The sequence below is a fragment of the Nostoc sp. genome (assembly GCF_036919495.1).
Taxonomy (GTDB): Bacteria; Cyanobacteriota; Cyanobacteriia; order Cyanobacteriales; family Nostocaceae; genus Nostoc.
In genome coordinates, this window is sequence record NZ_JBALBZ010000130.1 from 1 (window position 1) to 26,614 (window position 26,614).

Annotated in this window: 14 protein-coding genes and 2 pseudogenes; 14 read left to right on the top strand and 2 right to left on the bottom strand. The window is 41.9% G+C overall.

Annotation, left to right across the window (positions count from 1 at the left end; translation table 11 throughout):
• The first annotated feature begins 739 nt into the window (after positions 1–739).
• From V7K25_RS17915 to V7K25_RS17940, 6 genes are all read left to right on the top strand, one after another.
• A complete protein-coding gene (locus V7K25_RS17915) occupies positions 740–3,097 on the top strand; it encodes a family 2 encapsulin nanocompartment cargo protein terpene cyclase (RefSeq protein ID WP_335159873.1) in 2,358 nt (785 codons plus the stop codon).
• A 68-nt stretch (positions 3,098–3,165) separates the two neighbouring features.
• Positions 3,166–4,575 carry a family 2B encapsulin nanocompartment shell protein gene (locus V7K25_RS17920; RefSeq protein ID WP_335159874.1) on the top strand — a complete coding sequence of 470 codons (1,410 nt, stop codon included), beginning with the start codon at positions 3,166–3,168 and terminating at the stop codon, positions 4,573–4,575.
• A gap of 33 nt (positions 4,576–4,608) precedes the next feature.
• Entirely contained in the window at positions 4,609–4,761 is a 153-nt protein-coding gene (locus tag V7K25_RS17925; protein ID WP_335159875.1) for a hypothetical protein, read from the top strand.
• A 281-nt stretch (positions 4,762–5,042) separates the two neighbouring features.
• Complete coding sequence (locus V7K25_RS17930; RefSeq protein WP_335159876.1) at positions 5,043–6,452, top strand: family 2B encapsulin nanocompartment shell protein; 1,410 nt, start codon at positions 5,043–5,045, stop codon at positions 6,450–6,452.
• A gap of 156 nt (positions 6,453–6,608) precedes the next feature.
• The gene (crtE, locus tag V7K25_RS17935; protein ID WP_335159877.1) at positions 6,609–7,538 is read left to right on the top strand and encodes a geranylgeranyl diphosphate synthase CrtE; all 930 of its coding nucleotides are present in this window, start codon (positions 6,609–6,611) and stop codon (positions 7,536–7,538) included.
• Between the two features lie 530 nt (positions 7,539–8,068).
• The gene (locus tag V7K25_RS17940) at positions 8,069–8,371 is read left to right on the top strand and encodes a hypothetical protein (protein ID WP_335159878.1); all 303 of its coding nucleotides are present in this window, start codon (positions 8,069–8,071) and stop codon (positions 8,369–8,371) included.
• Between the two features lie 186 nt (positions 8,372–8,557).
• On the opposite strand, the gene V7K25_RS17945 is transcribed toward V7K25_RS17940, so the two are convergent.
• Together V7K25_RS17945 and V7K25_RS17950 are read right to left on the bottom strand one after the other, a co-directional pair.
• Positions 8,558–9,262, bottom strand: coding sequence for a mobilization protein (locus V7K25_RS17945; protein ID WP_335159879.1), 705 nt, complete (start codon positions 9,260–9,262; stop codon positions 8,558–8,560).
• Between the two features lie 11 nt (positions 9,263–9,273).
• On the bottom strand, positions 9,274–9,813 hold the full coding sequence (locus tag V7K25_RS17950) for a hypothetical protein (protein WP_335159880.1): 540 nt from the start codon (positions 9,811–9,813) through the stop codon (positions 9,274–9,276).
• A gap of 119 nt (positions 9,814–9,932) precedes the next feature.
• Here V7K25_RS17950 and V7K25_RS31650 point away from each other — a divergent pair.
• The 8 genes and pseudogenes from V7K25_RS31650 to V7K25_RS17980 all read left to right on the top strand — a co-directional run.
• Positions 9,933–10,011 (top strand): annotated as a pseudogene (locus V7K25_RS31650) (IS1 family transposase); the annotation flags it as partial.
• A gap of 147 nt (positions 10,012–10,158) precedes the next feature.
• Positions 10,159–10,263 (top strand): annotated as a pseudogene (locus V7K25_RS31655) (IS1 family transposase); the annotation flags it as partial.
• A 2,473-nt stretch (positions 10,264–12,736) separates the two neighbouring features.
• A complete protein-coding gene (locus tag V7K25_RS17955) occupies positions 12,737–14,593 on the top strand; it encodes a fatty acyl-AMP ligase (RefSeq protein ID WP_335159881.1) in 1,857 nt (618 codons plus the stop codon).
• Positions 14,594–14,945: 352 nt separating this feature from the next.
• Positions 14,946–15,251 carry an acyl carrier protein gene (locus V7K25_RS17960; protein WP_335159882.1) on the top strand — a complete coding sequence of 102 codons (306 nt, stop codon included), beginning with the start codon at positions 14,946–14,948 and terminating at the stop codon, positions 15,249–15,251.
• Between the two features lie 40 nt (positions 15,252–15,291).
• Positions 15,292–16,689, top strand: a complete 1,398-nt coding sequence (locus V7K25_RS17965) for a hypothetical protein (protein ID WP_335159883.1) — start codon at positions 15,292–15,294, stop codon at positions 16,687–16,689.
• Positions 16,690–16,881: 192 nt separating this feature from the next.
• Entirely contained in the window at positions 16,882–21,657 is a 4,776-nt protein-coding gene (locus tag V7K25_RS17970) for a type I polyketide synthase (protein WP_335159884.1), read from the top strand.
• A 4-nt stretch (positions 21,658–21,661) separates the two neighbouring features.
• Positions 21,662–24,556 carry a type I polyketide synthase gene (locus V7K25_RS17975; protein WP_335159885.1) on the top strand — a complete coding sequence of 965 codons (2,895 nt, stop codon included), beginning with the start codon at positions 21,662–21,664 and terminating at the stop codon, positions 24,554–24,556.
• 177 nt (positions 24,557–24,733) lie between these two features.
• On the top strand, positions 24,734–26,599 hold the full coding sequence (locus tag V7K25_RS17980) for a hypothetical protein (RefSeq protein ID WP_335159886.1): 1,866 nt from the start codon (positions 24,734–24,736) through the stop codon (positions 26,597–26,599).
• Positions 26,600–26,614: the final 15 nt, after the last annotated feature.

The window sequence follows — 26,614 nt, forward strand, 5'->3', positions numbered from 1 at the left end:
TCCTGCCAATGTGCCGTCCATACTACAACTTCGCTGTGCCTACCTCAATGGTCAACTTGCTATCTAATGTCTTTGCAAAAATGGGATGCTCCCACTGGTAACTTCCATATCGGTGGTTGTAATTATTATTCTGCATGGCTTAGAGCTTTACAAGCATGCCATTTTGTTATGACTTTATGTAGAGGAATGTTTATAGTAAGCAAGACATTGTAAAGTTAATATAAAGCAACAAAGCTGTTAAATAAAGTTTATTTGAATGTTAGCTTAACTGTCTTAACTGTCTTAACTGTCCTTGCATCTTCGCCATAGTCCTAAGAAGATATCTAAGTGTAAAAAAACAGTAAATTTGCTGTTTTTTTATTGTCAGATGCCACAAGCAAAGTGATTCAAAAGTAAATTCATAGCTCTAGGTGAGAAATTAAAGTTAGAACCTTGAAACTCTTATAACTGATTAGTGGATGTGGGTGAAAGTTCCATCCGTTAAGGACAACATGATTCCTTGTCTGACCACATAGAGGTTAATCACGTCTTGCGAAGCTAGTAAAAGGGCGCAATCACAAACCTCTCAGTTAAGGTCACACTGGCGCTAATAATGAGCCTCTATAGGGTTAGCTTACGCAAAAAATATCCTAGAAAAGCGTCCTACTCCCTATCAGCGAAAACCGATGTTAGCACGCCAATTTAACATGACTTGAATCAAGACAATGAGCTTAAACTGATAGATTTATTTAAATGTACAATGACTTCAAGCAAGCAACCTTTTGAGTTACCGAGTTTTTATGTACCTTGGTCGGCACGGCTGAACCCAAACCTGGAAGCGGCACGGGTACATTCTAAAGCTTGGGCTTATAAAATGGGGATTTTGGGTGGGGCAAAGGGATCGGAAGATTATGGGATTTGGGATGAGCGCAAGTTTGATGCCCATGACTATGCGTTATTGTGTTCCTATACCCATCCAGATGCCGATGAACCTATGCTCAATCTGGTAACTGACTGGTATGTTTGGGTATTTTTCTTTGACGATCACTTCCTTGAACTTTACAAGCGTAGCCAAGATATGGCCGGGGCTAAGAAGTACCTTAATGGACTACCAGCGTTTATGCCTGTGCAGCCCCAAAAAACGCCGCCAGAACCCACCAATGCCGTAGAACGGGGTTTAGTAGACCTCTGGGATCGCACCATCCCCAATGCCTCCCAAGACTGGGTAATCCGGTTTTCTGAGAGTACCATCAATCTTCTCAAAGAATCTCAGTGGGAACTCGCCAATATCAGCCAAAATCGAGTTGCTAACCCCATTGAGTACATTGAGATGCGCCGTAAGGTGGGGGGAGCGCCTTGGTCAGCTAACCTAGTGGAACACGCGGTTGGGGCAGACATTCCGGCTGCGATCGCGCCGACTCGACCAATGCGTGTCCTCAAAGACACCTTTTCTGATGGGGTACATCTGCGAAATGACATCTTCTCTTACCAAAGAGAAGTGGAAGAAGAAGGGGAAAATGCTAACTGTATCTTGGTTTTAGAACGATTCCTGGATGTGAGTACCCAAGAGGCGGCCAATCTCACTAACGATTTACTAACATCTAGGGTGCAACAGTTCGAGAACACCTTTGTCACAGAGCTTCCTTCCTTGTTCGAGGAATATAGTTTGAGTCCCGATGAGCGTCTGAAAGTAGTCCTATATGCCAAAGGACTTCAGGACTGGCAGTCAGGGGGGCATGAGTGGCACATGAGATCGAGCCGCTACATGAACCAGACATCAGACAAATCTTCGACAGCAAGCTGGTTTTTAGGCGGCCCGACTGGACTAGGCACATCGGCAGCCCGTCTAGGAGCTTTGTACGATAGTTTGGGACTAAAACGGTTTAAAAGCTTTACTCATGTCCTCTATCAACCTGTAGGGCCAGTAACTCTGCCACAGTTTTATATGCCCTTCTCCACCAGTTTGAATCCTCATTTAGGAGAGGCTCGGCGGCATTCTAAGGAATGGGCGCGTCAAATGGGGATGTTGGATGTACTGCCAGGGATGCCCAGCATTTACATCTGGGATAACCACAAATTCGATGTGGCCGACGTAGCTTTATGCGGTGCCTATATTCATCCCAATGGATCTAGTCCTGAGTTGAATATCACAGCTTGTTGGCTCGTTTGGGGAACCTATGCCGATGACTACTTTCCGGCATTGTATGGCTATAACCGAAATATGGCAGGAGCAAAAGTTTTCAACGCTCGGTTATCAGCCTTTATGCCCCTTGATGGGAGTCCTATTCCCGAACCAACGAACCCAGTTGAACGGGGTTTAGCGGATATTTGGGCGCGGACGGCTGGGCCGATGACAGCTAATGCTCGCCGCCAGTTTCGTCAGGCGATCGAGGATATGACCGAAAGTTGGCTATGGGAACTAGCTAACCAAATCCAAAATCGCATTCCCGACCCCATAGACTATGTGGAAATGCGCCGTAAGACTTTTGGCTCTGATCTAACCATGAGCCTGTCTCGACTATCCCAAGGGGACGAGATCCCATCAGAGATATTCCGCACTCGAACCATGCAGAATATCGAGAATTCAGCCGCCGATTTCGCCTGTTTGACGAACGATATTTTTTCTTACCAGAAAGAAATCGAATTTGAGGGCGAGATTAATAATGGTGTACTGGCGGTTCAAAATTTCCTTAACTGCAATATCCCCCAGTCCGTCGCCATTGTTAACGACCTGATGACCTCTCGTGCCCTTCAGTTTGAACATATCGTTGCGACTGAACTCCCTATTTTGTGTGACGATTTCAACCTGGATACCAGTGCCCGGAAGAAACTGTACGGTTACGTCAAGAAACTGGAACAGTGGATGTGCGGCGTACTCAAGTGGCATAGGGCAGTAGACCGCTATAAGGAATTTGAATTGCGGAATAACTCGACAGAACAACGTTTACTCCAAGGCCCTACAGGCTTAGGCACTGCCGCGACTCAGATTAGACCAAGTATTGGCCAGAAAACAACTCAAACCAATGTTCAGCCAATAGTGCAGAACGTACTGAGTAGTCCGACAGGGTTAGGGACTTCAGCGACCAAAATCGGAACGCTGTTAGGAAGGAAAGGTTAGCTCAATCTGAGTCCCTATTCCGGCCAATCAAATAACTTGTCAACAAACATTACCAATGGAGATTCATCATGACTAATACAGCAAACACTCCCCTAGAAAATCTAATTGAGCAACTGCCAATGGCTTTGCAGACCGAAGCGGCGCGGAAATTGGCAGGCACCACCAAAACCCAACCCCAGATGCAGGGAATTACCTCACGGTGGCTTTTAAAACTACTGCCTTGGGTAGAAACCGTGGGGGGTAGCTATCAGGTCAACCGCCGCTTAACCTATGAAGTTGGGGATGGACGAGTCAGTTTTTCTAGTACAGGGGCCCTGATACAGGTCATTCCGCAAGAACTCACTGAGTTACCTTTATTTCGGGGATTTGAAGATGTCGAGGTGTTAAACGCCTTAGCTAGTCAATTTGTACAACAAGAATTTGCTGCGGGTGATGTGATCATCCAAGAAGGTCAACCAGCTGATAGAGTATTGCTGATTGCTCATGGTAAAGTCAACAAAATTGGCGCAGGCAAGTATGACGATCGCGTTGTTTTGAGTGTATTAGCCGATGGCGATCATTTTGGTGATTACGCTTTAGTCGAATCCCAGGATACTTGGGATGTGACTCTCACAGCCATTACCCGTTGCACCATCTTGTCTCTGCCTCAAGCAGCTTTTCAAAACCTGGTTAACCAGTCTGAAGCTTTACAAACGCAAGTGGATCAATTCAGGGAAAAATTGCGCCAACCCCAAAACCAATACGGGGAAGCCTCGATTGATATTACCTCCGGCCACTTTGCAGAGGCAGTATTACCTGGAACTTTTGCCGATTATGAACTCAATGCACGAGAATATGAGTTAAGTGTCGCTCAAACCGTTTTGCAAATCAATACGCGGGTTGCTGACCTCTACAACGAACCCATGAATCAGACTGAGGAACAATTGCGCCTCACCATTGAAGCATTACGGGAACGCCAAGAACACGAAATGGTTAACAATCGTGACTTCGGACTGTTACACAATTCCGATCTCAAACAACGCATCTTTACCCGCAGCGGCCCTCCAACTCCTGACGATCTTGATGAATTGATCTCCATTGTTTGGAAAGAACCGAGCTTTTTCTTAGCTCATCCCCGCACCATTGCCGCGTTTGGTCGGCAATGCAACGCCCTTGGACTTTATCCCAACCCTATCCCTATGGGTAACAGTGCAATTCCGGCTTGGCGTGGCATTCCCATCTATCCTTGCAATAAGATTCCCGTTACGAAAGAGCGTACTAGCTCGATCATGTTAATGCGTGTGGGAGCAAGCAACCAGGGTGTCGTTGGTCTGCATAAAACTGGCATTCCTGATGAATATCAGCCTAGTTTGTCTGTCCGCTTCATGGGTATTAACGAAAAGGCCGTTATTTCTTACTTGGTTAGTGCTTACTACTCTACAGCCGTTCTTGTTCCTGATGCACTAGGCATCCTTGAAGATGTAGAAATTGGTTTATAAGTACTAGCTTTGCGTAAAATCATAGCGTTTTTAATGCAAGGCGACGCATTGGCATTGTCAGTCGATGCATTGGCATTGTCAGTCGATGCATTGGCATTGTCAGTCGATGCATTGGTATTGCCAGTCGATGCATTGGCATTGTCAAATTTAATTCGCTACGAATTAATGAAATGCTGTACTAAGTAGTCGGATATCCTCTAAGGGACTTCCAAATAAAAAAATATCCCAAAACTGACGCAAAAATCTTCTCTATTTCTCCTATCTCTGTGTTCTCTGCGTCTCTGTGGTTCGTTCATTTGGATAATTTATTTCTTGGAAGTCCCTAATACGGTTCGGTTAATATCCCCCCGAAGGGGGGTTGGGGGGATCTTCAAGGGCAAAATATCACTAACCGAACCGTCGTTCGCTCTTACTCTCCGATGCTCTCTCTTAGGAATGTAAATTTAGTTGCATGAAACGTTAACTTTATGACAGATGCTTTGATTAGGCCCAATTTAGACCGAGAAAACAGGCAACTCCAGATGAGCTTAAGCACAAAAGGGGCGCGGAGTTTAGCCAAAACCACGAAAACTCCGCCCCAGATGCAAGGCATTACCCCCAGGTGGTTGTTACAGATGTTGCCTTGGGTGCAAGTTAAGGGTGGAGCCTATCGGGTTAATCGTCGCTTGACTTATGATGTCGGTAACGGACAGGTCAGCTTTACCAATACAGGGGCCCAGGTGCGGGTCATTCCCCAAGCTCTTTGTGAACTATCTTTACTGCGTGGTTTTGAGGATATTGAGGTACTCAACGCTTTAGCAGACCGCTTTGTACAACAAGAATTTGCCCCTGGTGAGGTAATTGTACAGGAAGGTCAACCAGCTAACCAGGTGTTATTAATTGCTCATGGTAAGGTTAATAAGCTGAAGGCAGGCAAATATGAAGCGGAAGCTTTACGGGATATCTTAGCTGATGGCGATTGTTTTGGTGGCGAAGCTATAGTTCTGTCTCAGGAAACTTGGGAGGTTAGCCTGAAAGCTGTTACGCGCTGCATAGTTTTGTCTTTGCCGGTACAGGCGTTTCGGGAGTTGATGAACCAGTCTGAAGCGTTGCAGACTCAGGTTGATCGCTTTAGAGCTATATTGAGCAAACCCCAGGATAGGCATAATCAAGCGGCGATCGCTATGGCCGCAGGTCATAGTCAGGAAACTGAGTTACCCAGAACATTTGTTGATTATGACTTGAAACCACGGGAATATGAGTTAAGCCTCGCTCAAACCATTTTACGGGTGAATACACGGGTTGCTGACCTCTACAACGAACCCATGAACCAGACGGAGCAACAATTACGGCTGACTATCGAAGCGTTGCGAGAACGGCAAGAATACGAAATGCTGAATAATCGTGATTTTGGATTGTTGCACAATGCCGATCTCAAGCAACGCATCTTTACCCGCACCGGGCCACCGACTCCAGATGATTTTGATGAATTGCTCTCTCGGCGGCGCAAATCCCATTTTTTCCTAGCTCACCCTCGTGCGATCGCTGCTTTTGGCCGGGAGTGTAACCGTCGTGGAATCTATTCTCCAAGCACGGAGGTCAACGGAAAGATTGTACCTGCATGGCGCAACTATCCGATTTTTCCTTGTAACAAAATTCCGATCACTAAAGAGGGTACTAGCTCTATTTTGATATTCCGGACTGGAGAAGAAAACCAAGGGGTGATAGGTCTACACAAAACAGGTATCCCTGATGAATACCAACCCAGTTTGTCTGTGCGGTTTTCAGGTATCAGCGAAAAAGCGATCGTTTCTTATCTTGTCAGCGCCTACTACAGTGCAGTTATACTCATTCCCGATGCACTTGGCATCCTGGAAGATGTCGAAATTGGACGCTGAGGGAAGGGTAAACCTGACTTTTATTTATAGTGATTAAATTAAATGCCGTCGTGACAAATTGCTGTCTTTGAAATAAGTAGAGCGTTGTTTGATAGTTCCCTCAAACCAAATTTTGTCGATTAAGTGTAGTACTGTAATCTTAAAAATGAATTATTTATGGTGAATACTCAAATCTTTGAATGGTCATCTGTTAAAGAAACTACCTTTGACCTTAAAGCTTATTTATCAGAACGGCGATCGCAAGTTGAAGCAGCGCTTGAACAATCAATCACTGTAGTCTATCCAGAAATACTCTACGAATCCATGCGCTATTCTCTGCTAGCTGGAGGAAAGCGCCTACGCTCGATTCTATGTCTTGCCTGTTGTGAACTGGTTGGAGGCACAGTCGAGATGGCGATGCCTACTGCTTGTACGCTGGAAATGATTCACACCTTTTCTCTGATCCATGACGATTTACCCACAATGGATAATGATGACTATCGACGTGGCAAGTTAACTAACCATAAAATTTATGGCGAAAACATCGCTATTCTAGCTGGTGATGCGCTTTTAGCCTACGCCTTTGAGTTTCTTGTGGTTCAAACCAAAGGAGTTGCTGCCCAGCAGTTATTGCAGGTTGTTGCTAAGTTGGCTCATGCAGTAGCAGCAACAGGTCTAGTTGGCGGTCAAGTTGTTGATTTACAATCTGAGGGATTGCAGAATATTGACATCGAAACTCTCAACTTTATTCATGCTCACAAAACAGGAGCAATGTTCGAAGCTTCCATTCTCTCAGGTGCAATGCTAGCGAAAGCTGACAACGAAGTTCTGCAAAAGCTTTCTTCCTATGCTTCTTACATTGGTCTAGCTTTTCAAATTGTTGATGATGTTTTGGATGTAATTGGGACACAAGAAGAACTCGGTAAAACCCCAGGCAAAGACCAAAAGGCACAGAAAGTGACGTATCCCAGTTTATGGGGTATTGAGGAATCAAAACGCAAGAGCCAAGAATTAGTTGACCTAGCCAAAGCTGAACTTGTTGATTTTGGAGCAAAGGCACAACCTCTAATGGCGATCGCAGATTACATCATAGCAAGAACGCAATAGTCCTTAATTTGCCATACTTCTAGCGTGTATGAGGTCTGAAAAATGGATACCAAAGCTTTCAAGCGATCGCTGCATAGTTCTTAAGCATAAGTGCTACTAATAAATAGTTATTCCACTTTTTTTACCTATCTACATAAGGTAGTAGAGGACTTAAATCCGACCAAGAGAGATGTTAAGTTTGTGGCTACGCAATTTTATCTAAGAGTGCAACCGAACTAATAGTAGTCTCACGCCAGAATGGCTGTTGATAAATGTTTTTTCAGTTTACCTGTGAACAACACCAATTAGATAGACAGCCAGGGGTCTGTCTGCAAAGAGGATTTTATAAAGAATTTTTAAGAAATTAAGATTTTTCAGAAAAGGAAAGACCTAATGCTGAAGTAATCCCCAAAAGTTCAGAATCATAGATTTTGTAGTTTACACACACCCTAGTATCTGAAAACTTTACATGGCTTGCGTCTCTGATGTACTTCATCCATGTCGAAACCTAATTATTATTTTATTTTTTCAATTTTTTGGAGGAGAGCAAAATGAAGAAGTTCACCTGTTTCATGATTGTCGGGGCAGTATTGTCGATTAGTGCGCCGGCCTTTGCTGAAAATCGTGCAGTTAATATTAGTATTGGCAGTATTGGTGGTTCCTTAGATAATGCCGCTTTGCGAACAATTCGCCAGGTTATTGGGTTTGCAGTCGGTACTAGCACCGTTGATAAATTCATTGTATATAGTCCCAAGGCCGGATCTCCTATTCCCATCGAAGGAGGTTTATCTGCTTGTGCTGAAGCTGGATTCGGCACAAGCAATACAACATTTAATGCTTTTATCCAACAGTAGCGTTCAATTAATCCCAAAGCAGGGACTTTCTACAATGTAGAACTTACCGCAAGCTGCAAACAGAGATAAGAATGTTGCTAACTCTCCTTATTGAAAAGTAGATTAAGCTAATCGTCATTCATTTTCTAGTCAGAATGATTCCCTTGAATGCAATAGTCCTAGCTATCTAGTACCTCCAAAGATTTATTATTTAACTTCTTCATCCCAGATACCTACCTTCTCAAATTCTGCATAAGCAAGCTTTAGAAAATTTACTACTCTCTGTCTTCCTATAATTCCAAATTCTTTATTCTCTCTTGCCTCAGCAAAGGTCATTCTGTTTTGGTCTATTATGTTTCTTTCTTTATATGCTAGTTTCGGAAAATCTATAACAATAATTTTATATTTTTTGATTAGTTTCTGTATATTCACATCTGAATCTACATGTTCCCAATCATCACACAGCCCTAAATTGCGTACCAGAATATGAGGTATTTTCTCCCCATAGCTATTCACTGACTGTCCAAACAAGTTAAGACTATCATATCCTCCTGTAGAGACAAACCATTTGCAAAAAGTCACTCCCTCAGAATTCCCTAGTTCAATTAACTGATTTCTTTCTATCCAGTCAAAGACTGCTCTATGTGATTGTGCTGCCAAATTCACAACTACTGGCTTATTTGTCGCCATCTCAAATATTCTATCTGCCTTATCAGCCTGTCGCTCATTTTCGCTAAACACTGCATATTGACATATTCCTTTATAGACTCCTGCCACATCTGGATTTGATCTATCTGTTTCTACTGGTACAAACGGAATTTTCTTATCTAGAAAGTACTGAATCATTGTCCTAGTTACTAGAGACTTCCCTACCCCACCTTTTTCACCATCTACCAAATGAATCGTTGGCATAACACCCACCTCTAATACTGATTAAACTCACTCAATATATCTGAACTAGGCTTAGAAGTTTTTGGCGTTTGTCGCCTAGTACTTTTAGCAATTTTCTGAGAATCCTTACCCCCTTTTGACAATGATTGCTTCTCTTGGGACTCCTCTGTTAATTGGACTATATCTTTCGGAGGATTTTGAAAGTCCTCTGTTACTCCTATAATTGCTGGTGTTACCGATGATTTGGTTGAAGTCTGAGTCGAATCTTCAAAAGATAAAACTTGTTTTGGTTTAGCCCCTCGCTGACGAGAACGCTTTTCTTTTTCAATCTCAGTTAAATATTGCTTAAGTGTCGCTGCGGAAACTTTTATTTCTTGCTTCTCCAGTAACTGCGATAGGTCTTGATAACTATAGCCTTTCTTCAATGCCGATTGAAGTTGTTCACGCAGAAAGTAAATACTCTCTCGTAAGGATAATTCCTCTTTAGCTTTTTCTTCTAGCTTCTCTAATTCTCCCAGCGTGGTTTGGAGTTTATCAATTGGAATCTTTTGCCCTGGAGTTGTGCGTACCATTTTTGATGATGACTGAAACTGAAAATTTCATTAATCCTATCATCACATGTTCTTGTGTGGGTGATAACCACATACACATTAATGAAACTAAGCTCTTGCACCAGAGCGATCTAATCCGGCAAGGAATTTTGGCTTGGGTGTTGGAAGATCATAGTGCAGAAATATTTAAATCATTATGGTAGGAAAGTTTGCTGTTGGTAGTGCTATTTTTACGTCACAGATAGATAGAAGGTTTACTTCAGCTTTATTGAACCAGAGTTGAAGGAGAAAATACCCGTTTACGTCATTAAGCTAATGGGCATTTAAGTTGCATACAAGCAAGGCTCAAGCGAATGAACCTGGAAAAATGAATGGCTATTACCTTACTTAGCACGCCTACATTGCAAAACATTGTGCTATTCCAAGTCAGTAGATATGCTTAAACACTCAATTTGCTTGTTATTCTCATAGAGATATATTAGAATATATAGCCGTATTTTGGCTGACTCATTACGCATTTATACCACGCCACACTTTTTAAATATCCAAAAGTTAAAAAATAAGTGTTTTAGTGTAAAAAAGGCAAAATGCAGTATGCTAAGTGAAGAATGCAACAAGTGTGTAAGTTTCTGACCTACGCTGAGTGATAGTCAGAAAATCAGAAATTTTACTGAATGGCTAAAATACTTGGCTAATTTCACTTGCGACTCATTGGTTTGGACATTATAAAGGAATAAATCCCTTTTGTCTTCTACCTTTAGATGTAAAGTAGAGAGCTAAGTTTTTAAACCAGCAATCTAACTGAAGAAGTGTTGCATTATGTATCAAATGACTGTATTGTTTAAATTGGTTTTACAAATACCACTGAACACTACACAAATAAATGGGAAAAATGAAAAAATTGCTTTGCTGACTTTATGAACAGTATAAATCTGGACTTTCCAGGGTAAGCCTTTGAAACAAGTACTTAATAGGCATTTCAAGGTTTTGCAGTGATTGCATTTCTTGAATAGTTCCTATGGGTTGGGCATTTTCGTCTAGCCATAGTACCTGTAGCCTTTAAAAGACTTGTCTTCCCTGATTGGAATTAATTTAATTTACAGATATTGTTTTTAAATAGGAAGGCTGTAATGTTTACTTGAAATAGCAGATTTGCTTCAAAAATTAACTAAAAACTATATCAAGCCTGGATTTACCTTGGAACATCCAAAATGTTAGCAGGTAAAAACTAAGCCCTGACTTAAACCGTGAGTGAACCCCCTAGTATCCTAAAATACCAGAGGGATTATCCCAGGTTTAGCTGTCTATCAGTCTGTTAAAAAGTTAACCTTTGCGGGCTAACTTGATATATATTTTCTGCAAAATCTCGGGCAAGAGAAATTCAGAATCAACTGCGGCACTTTTGTGCAGCCGTTTTGCGTATGAATGACAACTAACTACAATTATGACACAAACTCTTCATCAAAATCAAGCTGTTATCAAGCATTTTTTTGTAAGCTTTAAGGCTTGCAAGAGGGATCTGTTGTACCAATGTACAGAGTCTATTTCACTGTGAACTTGGGGATTTATTGCTGGCTTATTGTGGCAATTTGCGCCAACGAACTCTACCAAGCATTTTGCACTCATTATCTTAATTTGAGCTGAGGTGATCCTCAAATAGACGTTTAAGCACTCTACATTCTTAGAACATTCTTGTAATTTTACAAAAAAGGCAGAGGGTAAAACGTGGAAGGAAATAAATATTAATGAAAACCTTAGTTGTAAGTACAGAGATGCACTAATAGAGATAGATAGCAAAATTTGTATCGAGATGTGTAGCACAAAATACAAAAGAGCGAGTTGAGTCTGTGGTTTTACCCAATTGGATCAACCCGGCGCGTGAGTAGGTATGCCAACTTAAGCGGACTGGGATCATCTGGCGTCGAATCTCTCGTTTAAAAACATGGTTTGCTTATGCTTTCTAAATCAGATAGGCAATACTGCAATATTAGACATAATGGAAATTTTTCACAAACTTCAATGTAACATTCACTCCTATTATCCACTTGGAAATCTAACTTATTTGATTTGCAAGTACTACATACAATAAGTCAGCATTTGCAAATATTGGTAATTCAATTACAAATATGTAAATACTATTTTTCCTATCCTCGACTGGAGAAATAAAATTTTCATATAAAATAAATATTGGAGTGATTAAAAATATATGTTATAGACAGTTAAATCATTATTAAGTCATCATTTAAAAACAAATTAAAAAAAGATGAGCAAGTGTTTTTAAAAGTAAGATTCAAAGTAAAAATCTGGAAAACTTGTGGAGAGTATCGATGCCAAGCTTAGAAGTTAAACAGTCTTGTATCATTGCTTTGAGGCTTTAGTTACCTAAAAATTAATAATTCAAAATTCACTATAATTTTCTTAAATTACATTGAAATAAACATAATAAGTTCAGTTGGTTATTATGTTTATTTCAATGTAATTTGCTTTTTTGTTAGTAGACAAAAAAGCAAATTAAAGACAGTATTAGTAATTATATTCTTAAGATAATTAAATCTATATCAAGAGAGGGATTTGTTAAAATTTTTTAAATGGTGTGTTGACTTATAAAAAGAATGACTATATTGTAAATTGTAAATCCATCAAAGACAAACACAATTTATCTCTGATTTGTGAAATGGGGGAACTCATCTAAATTAATTTAGATCACAAACAAAGTTAATCAGCAACGAATAAATTAGGATTTGTAATTTGATTTATTATCTAAGCTTCAAGCCTATCACTTAAATCTTTTTTAATAAACAGGGTTTAGTGAGATTAAATTAACATATTTAGGAAATAAGATAGTCTTATTGACACCATGCGATCGCTCTAAATTCCTGACGCAGATTCAAGATAATATCTGGCTGAAAAAATAACTGTAATTGAATATATAGAGGCACATTGAATGAGTGTTTATTCCAACAGCGTGATAAGTCCGCATCATTTTTCAACGTTAGTTGAATTGCTGATTTATAGAGCAAAAAATCAGTCTGAACAGAAAGCTTATACTTTTTTACAAAGTATAGAGACAGAAGCTGCATCGTTGACTTATGAAGAGTTACATGTGCAAGCACAAGCGATCGCAGCTAGTCTCCAGGCTCTAAATCTTGGCGGTGAACGTGCTTTGCTTCTATATCAACCTGGTCTAGATTTTATCGCTGCTTTCTTTGGATGTTTATATGCCGGCGTTATTGCTGTTCCTGCATATCCACCCAGACGAAATCAAAAATTATCCAGGTTGCAGGCAATAGCCGCAGATGCCCAAGCCAAAATTGTACTGACTTCTAAATCTATTTTAGATAACCTCCAAACTAGTTCTAATCAAGAGAATTTAGAAATTTCGGGATTGCATTGGCTAGCTACCGATGAGTTGAGTAACGATCTAGCACAAGCATGGCAACCGCAGGAATTGACCGGTGATACCTTAGCTTTCCTCCAATACACATCTGGCTCTACAGGGACACCAAAGGGGGTGATGATCAGTCATGGGAATCTGCTGCATAACGAGCAGATGATCGAGAAAGCTTTCGGACATACAAACAAAACTATCGTTGTTGGTTGGTTGCCTGTCTTCCATGATATGGGACTCATTGGAAATGTCTTGCAACCCCTGTATTTAGGAGTTCCTTGCATTCTGATGTCTCCAGTAGATTTTCTCCAAAAACCAATTCGTTGGTTACAAGCAATATCTCACTACAAAGCTACAACTAGTGGCGGGCCAAACTTTGCTTATGATCTTTGCATTCGCAAGGTGACACCCGAACAGTTAGCAACTCTCGATCTCAGCAGTTGGGAGGTTGCTTTTACCGGTGCTGAACCTGTCCGTGCTGAGACTTTAGAACAGTTTGCTTCAACTTTTGCACCTTGTGGCTTTCGCAAAGAAGCATTTTATCCCTGCTACGGTATGGCAGAAACCACTTTGATAGTAAGCGGGGGTGAGAAAACAGCTTTACCAATCACTTGCAATATAGATAAAGCAGCATTAGAGCAAAACCGAATTGTTAAGCAGTATGAGGCTCAGGGAAATACCCAGACAATAGTAGGTTGTGGGCAAAGTCCTTCTGATCAGAAGGCGATCATTGTTGATCCTCAATCTTTAACGATGTGTGCATCTGAGCAAGTGGGTGAAATCTGGGTAGCAGGCCCCAGTGTTGCTCAAGGTTATTGGAATCAACCTGAAGAGACAGAAAAGACTTTCCGTGCCTATTTAGCAGATACAGATATAAGCGATGGTGAAACCGCAATCCCGTTTTTTCGCACCGGAGATTTAGGATTTTTGCAAGATGGGGAGTTGTTTATCACAGGAAGACTCAAAGATGTAATTATCATCAGAGGGCAAAATCATTATCCACAAGATATTGAACTGACTGTTGAAAAGAGCCATCCAGCCCTGAAACCTGCTTCAGGAGCAGCATTTTCAATCGATTTCAAGGGTTCCGAGCGACTTGTTATTGTTCAGGAGGTAGAGCGTAGTTACTTACGTAAGTTAAACGTTCAAGAAATTCTTGGAAATGTCAGACAAGCACTGATTGCACATCATGGACTGGATATATACGCTACGGTACTCATCAAGACTGGAAGTATTCCCAAAACCTCTAGTGGCAAAATTCGCCGTCAAGCTTGTAGAACTGCATTTATTGCCGGCACCTTGGATGTGATAGAGGATTGGAGTGAGAATCCTCAGAACAAAGCTAAGTTTAAGCATCTAGAAGCAGAGGTTGATTCTGTTTTAAGGCAGTTAACACCTACTAATCACCTGTAAACAGTAATCAGATTATCTAGGAAAAGATTCATAGCAATCCAACTAAATAGCAGACATCCAAGATGAGTTTTGTTAAATCCCTTCAGAGGCAAAAGAAAGCGATCCCAAATAAATACCTGCAAACTGTCTAGAGGCTTATCTATAGGTAGTTAGATTAATAAACTATCATACATTTCCAATAGCTGAGTTGCAGTAGTGGCAGCTACCTCCAGATACCGGGATCATTTATTTTCTAGAGTTTTTTAGCTTGATTTGGAATGTAAATATCTACCAAAACAGCTATGGTTGCAGTAAAGAATTGAACGCATTTCATTTGATTGTTGAAACATTTACAGAGACAAGGAGTTAAACCATGACAATGCAGAATCTTGAATTGAATACCACATCTACAGTTGCACTGAAGCAGATCCCAACAGCAGCAGAGATTCAAGCCTGGATAGTCCTTTATCTAGCTGACTTGCTGGAAGTCGATTTAGATGAAATCGAAGTCACAATACCTTTTGACCGCTACGGTTTAGACTCTTCAGCAGCAGTCGGTTTGACAGGTGACTTAGAAGATTGGTTGGGATGTGAACTCGATCCAACCTTACTATACGATTACCCAACTGTTGAGGCTCTAGTTCAGCATTTAGTCTCAGAGCTAAAAGCTAAAAATTAATCTCAATTCTCTTCATATTTAGTGCATTCAGGAGAAAATCATGGTAACTGTAAACAAGACCCTCCAACCATTAGAAGCGCAGGAGCCAACGCACTTCCATCGGATTGAAAAAACTTACAAAAATAATCAAGACTCAGATTACACTGAGAAAATTAAAGAACTGGGTCAAGAATTTAATTACGCCAAAAACAGCAATTATTATTGGAGTAAACCTGACCTTTCGCTTCTTTATGGAACTCCTCTTTACGATGCGGCTTCTGACAGCCAAAAGCTAGCGCTTAACCATCTTTATTGGGTTGGCAATTATAACCATACTGCTGTTAGCGAGGCCAGTACAAGTATTTACAATATGGTCACATCTGGTGTTTTTCGTGCCGTTGGTGGTTATGAAACACTTTGTGATGAACTGGACTTTGAAACCGAGCAGGAAAGCTACCACATTCGTACCTTTCAAAAGATAGGCTACAAATCGAAAATGGCTATTGTCGGCAAAACCATATTGGGTAATTCCCTTTATGGCAAAACAGCAAAAGACAATAATAGTTGGCTTAGTCTGTTGATTCCTCAACCTGTGCGAGAGTATTTCACCTCTAGTCAAGGAAGTTCTCCCTTTTCAATACAGCGAGACAATACCTTAAGCGCGATCGCTAAGACAATGTTGAGCGATAAAAAGCAGTATTACTCTCAGTATTTGAGAAATTTAGAAGAAAAAGGTGAGCCGATTCCTGCACCAGCAGATGGATTAGCAGGACGAATCGCACCCCGCCACTGGTTACGGTTTTTTACTGTTCACTGGGGTATGTCGCCGTTTATGGCATGTCAGTACTATTCCTTGCGCTATACGGCTAATGCAATTCTCAAGAATCAAGAATATCCTTATGTCAGGTATTACCGAGAGTTAGAGCAAAAAGGCGAATATATTCCGGCCCCAACAGCTGTTTCTTATTACCACTTATTGGACGAGGCTTTCCATACAACTATCTCTCAAACCATTGCCAGAGATATGTATAAGGATTTTCCTAAGCCAACTGCTTACGAGAAATTTATATCTGGTTCGATAGTCTATCAAATCCAACGCAACCTTTTGAGCGGACTTTCTGGAGTCTTACCTGGTCGTTGTGTTTATGATGACCAGATGTTGATGCTATTTTACTACAAGCTCTTGAAGTCTTCTTTATTTGATATGGAAACAAAAGAAGCACTTGATTGGATGGAAAAATGTTTCTGTCAAGAACACGAAGGTTATCAAACCGGACTTAAATATCATCAAAGTCTTTTGGAATTGATGCGGAGATTATTTAATCGCCTAGACTATCAGTGGGCTGTCAACCGTAACATGGAGATTATGGCTGCTGGAGCCTCAATTGACAAAGCAATTCAAAACAATATTCCGATTTTTAAAGAGTTCAAAAAATCGGTTCTAGCTCAAGAAAGTTAAAGCAATCCGTAAGGGACTTCCAAATAAAAAATATCCAAAAAACTTACTTCCCTTTATTCCTGTGTGTTCTCTGTGTTCTCGGCGTCTAGGTTTATTTGGGTAATCTATTTCTTGGAAATCCCTAATTCGTAATTCGTAATTGAATTCTTAACTACGAATTAGTAATTAGTTAAAAAGAGGCATAATATTTTGATGGAAGCCATAGCAATTGTTGGCATTGGTTGCCGTTTTCCCAAAGCTAAAAATCCTGAGTCCTTTTGGCATCTTTTGCGTGATGGAGTAGATGCGATCGCACAAGTACCACCAGAACGATGGAATATAAACGCCTTTTATGAATCTAAGCCAGCGACACCAGGAAAAATGAACTCCCGTTCGGGCGGTTTTTTAGATCAAGTAGATTTGTTTGATCCTAACTTTTTTGGAATTTCTGCCCGCGAGGCAGAACATCTAGACCCCCAGCAAAGATTAGTCTTGGAAATAGCTTGGGAAGCTTTAGAAAATACTGGACTTGTGCCAAAAACTCTAGCAGGTAGCCAAACAGGGGTGTTCATCGGTGTTACCAACGCTGACTACCACAAACTGATCTACAAAGACTCTTCCCAGATAGGTGCATATAGTGCTACGGGGACTACTCCTTGCATTGCCGCCAATCGTCTATCTTACTTGCTGAATCTGCGTGGCCCTAGTATGGCAATAGATACGGCTTGTTCTTCATCATTAGTAGCAATTCATTTAGCTTGCCAAAGTTTGCGAAACAGAGAGTCCAATCTCTGCCTAGCTGGAGGAGTTAACTTGATGTTGGCTCCAGAGCCTGCGATTTCTTGCTCCCAAGCTCAGATGATGGCTCCTGACGGGCGTTGTAAGACTTTTGACGCTAGTGCTGATGGTTATAGCAGAGGAGAAGGTTGCGGCGTAGTCGTACTTAAGCGTCTAGGAGATGCCGTGCGTGATGGAGACAACATTTTGGCACTAATCAGAGGCTCGGCAGTTAACCAAGATGGTACAAGTAATGGACTGACAGCGCCCAATGGGCCTTCCCAGCAAGCAGTTATTCGCCAAGCCCTAGAACAGGCTGGAGTCGCTCCAGCGCAGATTAGCTATGTGGAAGCTCACGGCACTGGCACTTCTTTAGGAGATCCAATTGAAGTCAAATCCCTTAAAGCCGTACTGATGGAAGGTCGTTCCCCAGATCAACCCTGTTGGATTGGCTCAGTTAAAACCAACATTGGTCATTTGGAAGGTGCTGCTGGCATGGCTGGCCTGATCAAAGTGGTCTTACAAATGCAGCAACGGGAAATTGCTCCCCATCTGCACCTCAAGCAGCTTAATCCTTATATTTCTCTGGAAGGCACACCCTTTGCCATTCCAGTTGAGCTACAGCCTTGGTCTTCCTCTGGAAGTCGCTTGGCAGGGGTCAGTGCTTTTAGTTTCGGTGGTACTAATTGCCACATAATTTTAGAAGAAGCACCATCTGATTTTAGATTGCCGATTTTAGATTTTAGATTTGGGGATTGTGGTTCAAGAGAACGACCCCAGCACATTCTGACCTTATCGGCGAAAACTGCTCCGGCTTTAGCGGAACTAGCACAACAGTATCAAGATTTCTTTGCGTCTCATTCTGAAGTATCGTTGGCGGATGTCTGCTTCAGTGGCAATACGGGGCGATCGCATTTTGAGCATCGCTTGGCTGTTGTTGGTGAATCTGCTGTACAAATGTGTCAGCAATTGAGTGCTTTTGGCGCTGGAGAAGATGTTTCCGGTCTTAGGAGTGGGCAATTAAAGAAAAAGAAGTTACCGAAGCTAGCATTTTTATTCACCGGTCAGGGATCGCAGTATGTCGGTATGGGCCGTCAACTCTACGATACCCAACCGATTTTTCGGGAAGCTATTGACAAATGCGCCCAAATTCTACATCCATATCTTAACCAGCCTTTAGTTGAAATTCTCTATCCCGAAGCTGGCAAATCTTCGCCTTTAGATGAAACTGCTTACACTCAACCAGCCTTGTTTGCTCTGGAATATGCTCTATTTCAGTTATGGGAATCCTGGGGGATAAAACCAGATGCAGTGATGGGGCATAGCGTCGGTGAATATGCAGCTGCTTGTGTTGCAGGGATATTTAGTTTAGAAGATGGTCTAAAATTAATTGCCGAACGCGCTCGTCTCATGCAAGCATTGCCCCAAGATGGTGAGATGGTGGCGGTGTTTGCGTCAGAAGCTTTAGTAACCTCAATTATTCAACCTTATGCCCAAGTGGCCATTGCTGCTATTAATGGCCCTAAGAATATAGTAATTTCTGGCGATCGCTACGTTATAGAAACAGTTACCAACATTCTGCGAACACAAGGAATCACGACGAAAAAGTTACAAGTTTCTCATGCTTTCCACTCTCCCTTAATGGAACCAATGCTAGGTGAATTTGAGCAAGTAGCCAAAAATATTACCTACTCTTCACCTAAAATTAGCCTAATTTCAAATCTCACTGGTCAACCAATTACAGATGAAATGGCTACCCCTGAGTATTGGTGCAATCATGTGCGGCAGCCAGTAAGATTTGCAGACAGTATGGAGGCGCTGTATCAGAGGGGCTACAAGATATTTGTCGAGATTGGCCCCAAGCCTATACTCATGGGAATGGGTCGTTATTGCTTACCGCAGGGAGAGGGAACTTGGCTGCCTAGCCTGCGGACTGGGCGTGAAGATTGGCAACAAATTCTTGACAGTTTAGCGGCATTGTACATTAATGGTGCGATCGTAGACTGGAATGGTTTTGATCGAGACTATGCCCGTCGTCAAGTTGTGTTACCAAATTATCCATTTCAACGCCAGCGCTATTGGTTTGAAGCAGTTAAGACTGGGCATTCAAAAACAGAGTCTTTATCCCAAGATCGTATTCAGACTCAAATCTTCAATCTTTTACATCAAGGGGAGACTCAAGAACTAGCCAAATACTTACAAACTGCAACACAATTTTCCCAAGAAGAAATTAAAGTACTGCCTAAGCTGTTAGAAATATTAGCCAAGCAACATCAACAACAATTAACAGCAGTATCTTACAAAGATTGGCTCTACGAAGTTAGTTGGCAGCCTAAGCCCCGGCAATTGACACAAATCAACCCTCAAGAACCTGGTAGCTGGCTGATTTTAGCTGATAGATCGGGTGTTGGACAAGCTCTAGCTCATCTTTTACAAGAGCGGGGTGAAAGTTGTTTTCTGGTTTATTCTGGGGACGGCTATGAAGTTAAACAGCCTGGAAATTGGAGGATTAACCCATCGAACCCAGCCGATTTTGAGCGACTTTTCCAAGAGGTAGTGGGAACTAACAAGTTACCGTTAAAAGGAGTTGTTCACCTGTGGAGTTTAGAAGCAGGATTGACTTCAGAATTAACCGTCCCTTTAATAGAAAAGATTCAGGTTCTTGGTTGTGCTAGTACTCTGCATTTAGTACAAGCTCTTGCCTCACGCCTCGCTTCGCCCCGTTTGTGGTTAGTAAGCAGGGGGGCAGTACCAGCAGTATCCTCATTGCAAGCACCAGCCCAGGCTTCTTTGTGGGGATTGGGTAAAGTTATTGCTTTAGAGCATCCCAAGTTGTGGGGAGGACTACTAGATTTAGCTGCCGATGCTCCCACAGATGAAGCAGTAAATCTGTTAGCAGAGATTTGGGATTCTCAAGGGGAAGACCAAATCGCCTTCCGAGAAGGACGGCGTTATGTGGCTCGTCTCATCCGCAGCGAAGTACCAGAGGCTCGTTCAGTGCGGCTGCAATCGGATAGCACATATCTAATTACTGGAGGGTTGGGAGCATTAGGTCTAAAAGTAGCGCAGTGGATGGTAGAGCAAGGGGCGCGGCATTTAATGCTGACCGGACGCAAACAGGCATCAGCTGAAGTACTCCAAGCGATCGCTCAGATGGAAGACATGGGAGCTAAGGTTGCGATCGCTCAAGCTGATGTCGCCCAATGGAGCGATATGGTTAGAGTATTCGAGGAAATTAAAACCTCGATGCCGCCTCTGGGAGGAATTATACATGCTGCTGGTATGCTTCAAGATGGTATTCTCCGACAGCAGGAGTGGAAATCCTTCGAGCAAGTTATGGCAGCAAAGGTTAAAGGAACTTGGATTCTGCACACATTGAGCCAGCAGTTAGAACTGGATTTCTTTGTCACATTTTCCTCGGCTGCGGCGTTATTAGGTTCGCCAGGTCAAGGAAATTATGCAGCCGCTAATGCTTTCATGGATGCGTTAACCGATTATCGCCGAGCGTCGGGACTACCAGGATTGAGTATCAACTGGGGACTTTGGAAAGATGCTGGCATGGCTACAAGTCTGGGAAACCGCGACCAAGCGAGATTGGCTGCCCAAGGGATGGAGTCAATACCACTAGAACAGGGATTGCAGATATTAGGAAATTTGCTAGGACAGGATAGAAGCCAGGTAGGAGTATTGCCAGTTAACTGGTCTAAGTTCTACGAACAATTTCCTGAAGGTGTGGTTTCACCATTTTTGGAATCTTTCATTGCAATAGATAAAAAACCATCGTTGCAGCGAACAAAATTTTTACAACAGTTAGAGGCAACATCTGTAAATGAGCGGCAAACTCTTTTAACTGCTCACATCCAAACTGAACTTGTTAAGCTTTTGGGGATTGATTCATCGGAATTAGAGCCGCAACAAGGTTTTCTTGATCTCGGCATGGATTCTCTGATGGCGGTGGAGTTGAAAAACCGTTTGGAAAGTACTCTGAGTTGTTCTCTACCTGCAACTTTAGTTTTTGACTATCCCACAATCGAAGCGCTTGTCGATTATCTACTTAAAGATGCGATCGCGGCATTTTCTGATGAATCTGCTGTGGAGTCAGAAAAAACCAACCATGAGGAGCAAGTTGTAACTGAGTCATATTTAGACGATTTATCAGACAGCGAAGCCGAAGCACTGCTGCTTGGTAAATTAAATAGCATGAGGTACTAAAGAGATGTCAGAACAAGAAAATACTGTATCACCCATCAAGCGGGCGCTTCGGGCGATTGAAGACCTGCAAGCCAAGGTTAACCAGTTGGAGTACGCCAAACGAGAACCAATTGCAATTATTGGTATGGGTTGCCGATTTCCCGGTGCTGACAATCCAGAGACATTCTGGCAACTGTTACGCAATGGAGTTGATGCCATTACTGAAGTTCCTGCCGATCGCTGGGATATTGAAAAATTATACGATCCAGATCCTGATGCTCCTGGCAAAGTGTGTACCCGCAAAGGTGGTTTTTTAACTCAGGTAGATGGCTTTAACCCAGAATTTTTTGGGATTTCAGCTAGGGAAGCAGCAAGTATAGATCCTCAACAACGGCTGTTATTAGAAGTTGGTTGGGAGGCTTTAGAAAATGCAACTCTTGCACCAGAGCATTTGTATAACAGTTCTACAGGAGTATTTATCGGCATTTACCTCAATGATTACAGCAAGGTAATGTCGTCAGTAGGAGACTCAACCCAAATCGATGCTTTTAGTGCGATCGGCAACTCCTTGAGCGTAGCGGCTGGGCGTTTGTCGTATATTTTAGGGCTAAAAGGCCCGAGTATGGCGATCGATACTTCTTGTTCTTCTTCATTAGTTTCAGTGCATTTGGCTTGTCAAAGTTTGCGGTTGAGAGAATGCAATTTAGCCCTAGCTGGCGGAGTTGGCTTGAATCTCGTCCCAGACACCAGCATTGCTCTCTCCAAGTCACGGATGCTAAATCCTAACGGTCGCTGTCAAACCTTCGATGCTGCTGCGAATGGCTTTGTGAAAGGAGAAGGCTGTGGTGTCGTCGTCCTCAAGCGTCTCAAAGATGCTTTAGCTGACGGAGACAACATCTTAGCCTTGATTCGGGGTTCTGCGGTAAACCACAATGGTCGCAGTAGTAGCTTGATTGCTCCTAATGGGATGTCTCAGCAAGCTACGATTCGCCAAGCTTTAGAAAATAGTGGCGTAGACTCAGCCCAAATTGACTATGTAGAGGTTCAGGGTACTGGGACATCAGTTGGAGAACCAATTGAGGTGGCAGCTTTGGGGGCAATATTTGGTAAGAATCGTCCTCAAGATCAGCCTTTGGTTATTGGTTCAGTAAAAACCAACATTGGTCACTTAGAACCCGCTTCTGGGATCGCCAGTTTAATTAAGGTGGTGCTGGCTTTGCAACATGGAGAAATCCCACCGCATCTGCATTTTCAGCAGCCTAATCCTAACATTAAATGGGATGAATTTAGGCTAAAAGTTCCGACTGAGCGAATGCCTTGGACTGTAGGAGCAAAGCGCCGACTGGCGGGAGTGAATACCTTTGGTTTTAGCGGCACTAACGCTCATGTGATTTTGGAAGAGGCTCCCATTTCAGAAGTAGCGCCAAGGTTAATAGAACGCCCCTTACATTTACTAGCACTATCAGCTAAGACAGACGAAGCTCTAATTCAGTTAGCCGAACGGTATGAGAAGCACTTGGCTGCTAACCCAGACTTAGCTTTAGGAGATATCTGCTTTAGTGCCAATAGCGGGCGATCGCACTTTCAACATCGCTTAAGTGTGGTAGCATCTTCATCTAGCGAACTTTATGAAAAGCTAGCCGCCTTCAGGGCTGGACAAGAAGTAGCAGGCTTATTTAAAGCAAAGGTGGCAGGTTCTCCAAAAATAGCCTTCATTTTCACAAACTTGAGCTACCAGTATTTAGGAATGGTGCGTAAACTCTACGAAACCCAACCTACCTTCCGTGCTGCCCTCGACCATTGCGATCAAATCCTGCGTTCTTACTTAGAGCAACCATTACTAGAGACAATTTTCTCTCAATCTCCCCCTGCTCCTCCTGTCATCTTCTCCCTAGAGTATGCCCTTTTCCAATTATGGAAATCCTGGGGTATACAACCCACCACAGTTATGGGTCATGATATCGGGGAATACGTTGCTGCTTGTGTAGCCGGAGTTTTCAGCTTGGAAGATGCCTTGAAGTTGGTTGTCAAGTCCCAAGTAGACGAGTTTGAGAAAATTGCTAGGGAAGTAACCTACTCCCAACCACGAATTCCTGTAGTTTCTCATCTAAATGGTGAAATTGCTACCCCTGAGTATTGGTCTGAGCAAGTACGAAAACCTGTAAATGCAGCCAGCGTAGATATTCTAGCTCAACAGGGGTACGAAATATTTGTAGAAATAGGTAGCGATCGCTTGTCTAAAAATGAAAAAGTTTCGCTTCCCAGTCTGCATCCAGAAAAAGAAGATTGGCAACAGCTACTAGAGAGTTTGGCAACTTTATATGTACATGGGGCAAAAGTAGACTGGTTAGCTTTTGACCTAGATTACTCGCGTCAACGTCTGCAATTACCAACCTATCCCTGGCAGCGAAAGCGTCACTGGTTTGGAGCTAATCGGAATGGGCAAGAGAAAGTTGAGAGCGTCTCCTTGAATAAATCTCTCAATAATGCAGACTTCAAACAATTAGTCAAACAGTTAGAAATGACCGCAGAACTTTCACAAGCAGAGTTAAATTTGCTGCCGAGACTGTTTGAGCTATTAGAGAAGCAACACCAGCAGACCGAAACTAAGGAGGAAACTAACATAACATTGCAGCAACTTAGTCTCAAATCTCTGACAGCAGAAGATATTCAAGCTTGGTTAGTTAACCAAATTGCCCAAGAACTGGGAGTTAAACCCGATGAAATCAATGTCCGGCTACCTTTTGACAGTTACGGCTTAGATTCCGTACTAGCGATCGCGATCGCTAGTACTGGAAAACAATTCCTCGGACTAGATATGTCTCCACTTCTCTTAGTGCATTATCCCACTATAGAGTCACTTTCACAGCACTTAGCCAAAGAAGTAGAAGCTTCTGAATCAGAAACCTTTGAAATTTAAGTTAAGCCTTTCTTTCTTCCTTCGCGTCCTTCGCGTCTTTGCGGTTCGTTAAAAAAATTGCCTTTTACCCAAGCCTATTGACACATAATTCATTCTGTTAGCGGTAGCAGGGCGTTTAGCCCATTCTGACTCCTGACCCCTGAATTCTATTTACATAACAACAAAAATGGTGAATCTATGAACGTATCAGAACTTTTGGAAAATCTTAATCATCAAGGCGTTCAGTTGTGGGCTGATAATGATAAACTCAAGATTAATTCTCCGAAAGGATTACTAACAGCAGAAATTCGCACAGAACTAGCTGAACGCAAAACAGAAATTCTGGCGTTTCTGCAAAAAAGTAACGATGTCGTTAGTGATAGTTCTACAACTAAAGCTCAAGACCTGAGTTTGCAAACAATTGGCCGTTTGATTGGTGGCTATTGCCGTAAAATTACAGGCTTTATTCCTCCTGTCATCGATCCCAAGCTGATGGCGAATAGGCTTAAAGTTACCTTTAGACCTTTGCCTAATGGTTACAAAGAAGAGACAGTTTTACAGTTTAGGAAAGAGTTAGAAAATAAACTGCAAGAAAATGGAGTTCAGATTCTATCTTGGGAAGAAGCAACTAAAGAGTTTAACTACGAAATTACTATTCCTTTAATAAATTTGAAAAGAAATATCACCACAAGAGTGATTAAATCAGGTGTTAATGCTGTCGTAGATGTTGAAAAATATCCGTCTTTGTTTGGTAAAGCAAAGATATTTTTAGCAGAATTGCTCTATCGGTTATATTCTCATTTTGTTTTCAACAAGAACCCGATATCTGCTTCTAAAATAATGCAATTTATCAGTTGGGCTGAAGAGAGTGTCCAACCACTTGAAGACCCGACAAATACTCAAGCGATCGTTTTAACAAAACTGAATCCAAAGCTAATTGATCCAAAAATACCTTATCAACAAAAGATTCCAATTGGTGTAAATACCCTCATCAAGAACTTTTCGGAAATTGTGATTGGGGTTGATAGCACCAATATCTCTATCTTAAACATGAACCTCTCAGACTCAGTATTTTCTACAGAGTTGCTTGATGAGTTCGTTTCTAAGTCTTTAATTCCTAAAATCTTTGTACCAATTCAACCATTACCTTTAAGTCGATTTGAAATTGGTGAATATGACGCGAAAGCATCTGTCTATGCAGGACAATTAGTCAAATTGGGTAAAGAGTTAGCATCAACAGAGTTACTACCTTCTGGTTTTAAAATTAACGATGTGATGAAAAGAAAGTCACACCGTGATATTGTGGACTGGATGATAAATGGTAGAACAGGAGTTTCTTACGGTTTTGTCGCTTACGCGGAACCCCCACAATATATAGGTGCTGTAGAAATATCTGAGAGGGAGTGGGACAACTTATCAACAATCGCAGGATTCAGTAGTGATGAACTGCGTCAAAATGAAATTGGTAGAAGGTATATCAAAACTAAGATTGCCGAAAAATACGTATTTAAACAAATACCAGATATCTGGCTTGCTAGTTCTCGTTCTGGCTCAAATAAAACAAACCTGAATTTAGAAACAGACGTATTTAGGGTTGGATTACAAGATAGATTATTACTCCAGTTACCAAAAGGTCTTGATTCTGTAGTGGGCGATATCAAACCATCTTATGATATCTATGTCATGGTGGCGATCGCACTGGCTGCTGCTTTATATGCACCAGAATTAATTGAAAATGGAATGCCAATGGTTCATTTCCACGGATATCCTGCAAAAGAGTGGTTGCAACCCCATGAATACTGTACTGGAGTTCAAAATCCCTCAGTTCCTTGTGGAACTTATGAATCAGGAGTTTTTAATTTCTTAGGTATATACAATCTAGTGAATAAATATGGCAGCAATATTGCCTTAGCCAGTCTGATAGAACCAGATCATGGCACAAATATCATCGCCTCTGACTGGAAATATTTACTTGCCAGAATCAAAACTGGGGTTGAACAGGAGCAAATTGAACTGGGTGGTAAGCATTTCCCTTCTCTCAAAGAGAGCGTTGCTACTTCCTGAAGTAAGTTGGTACTC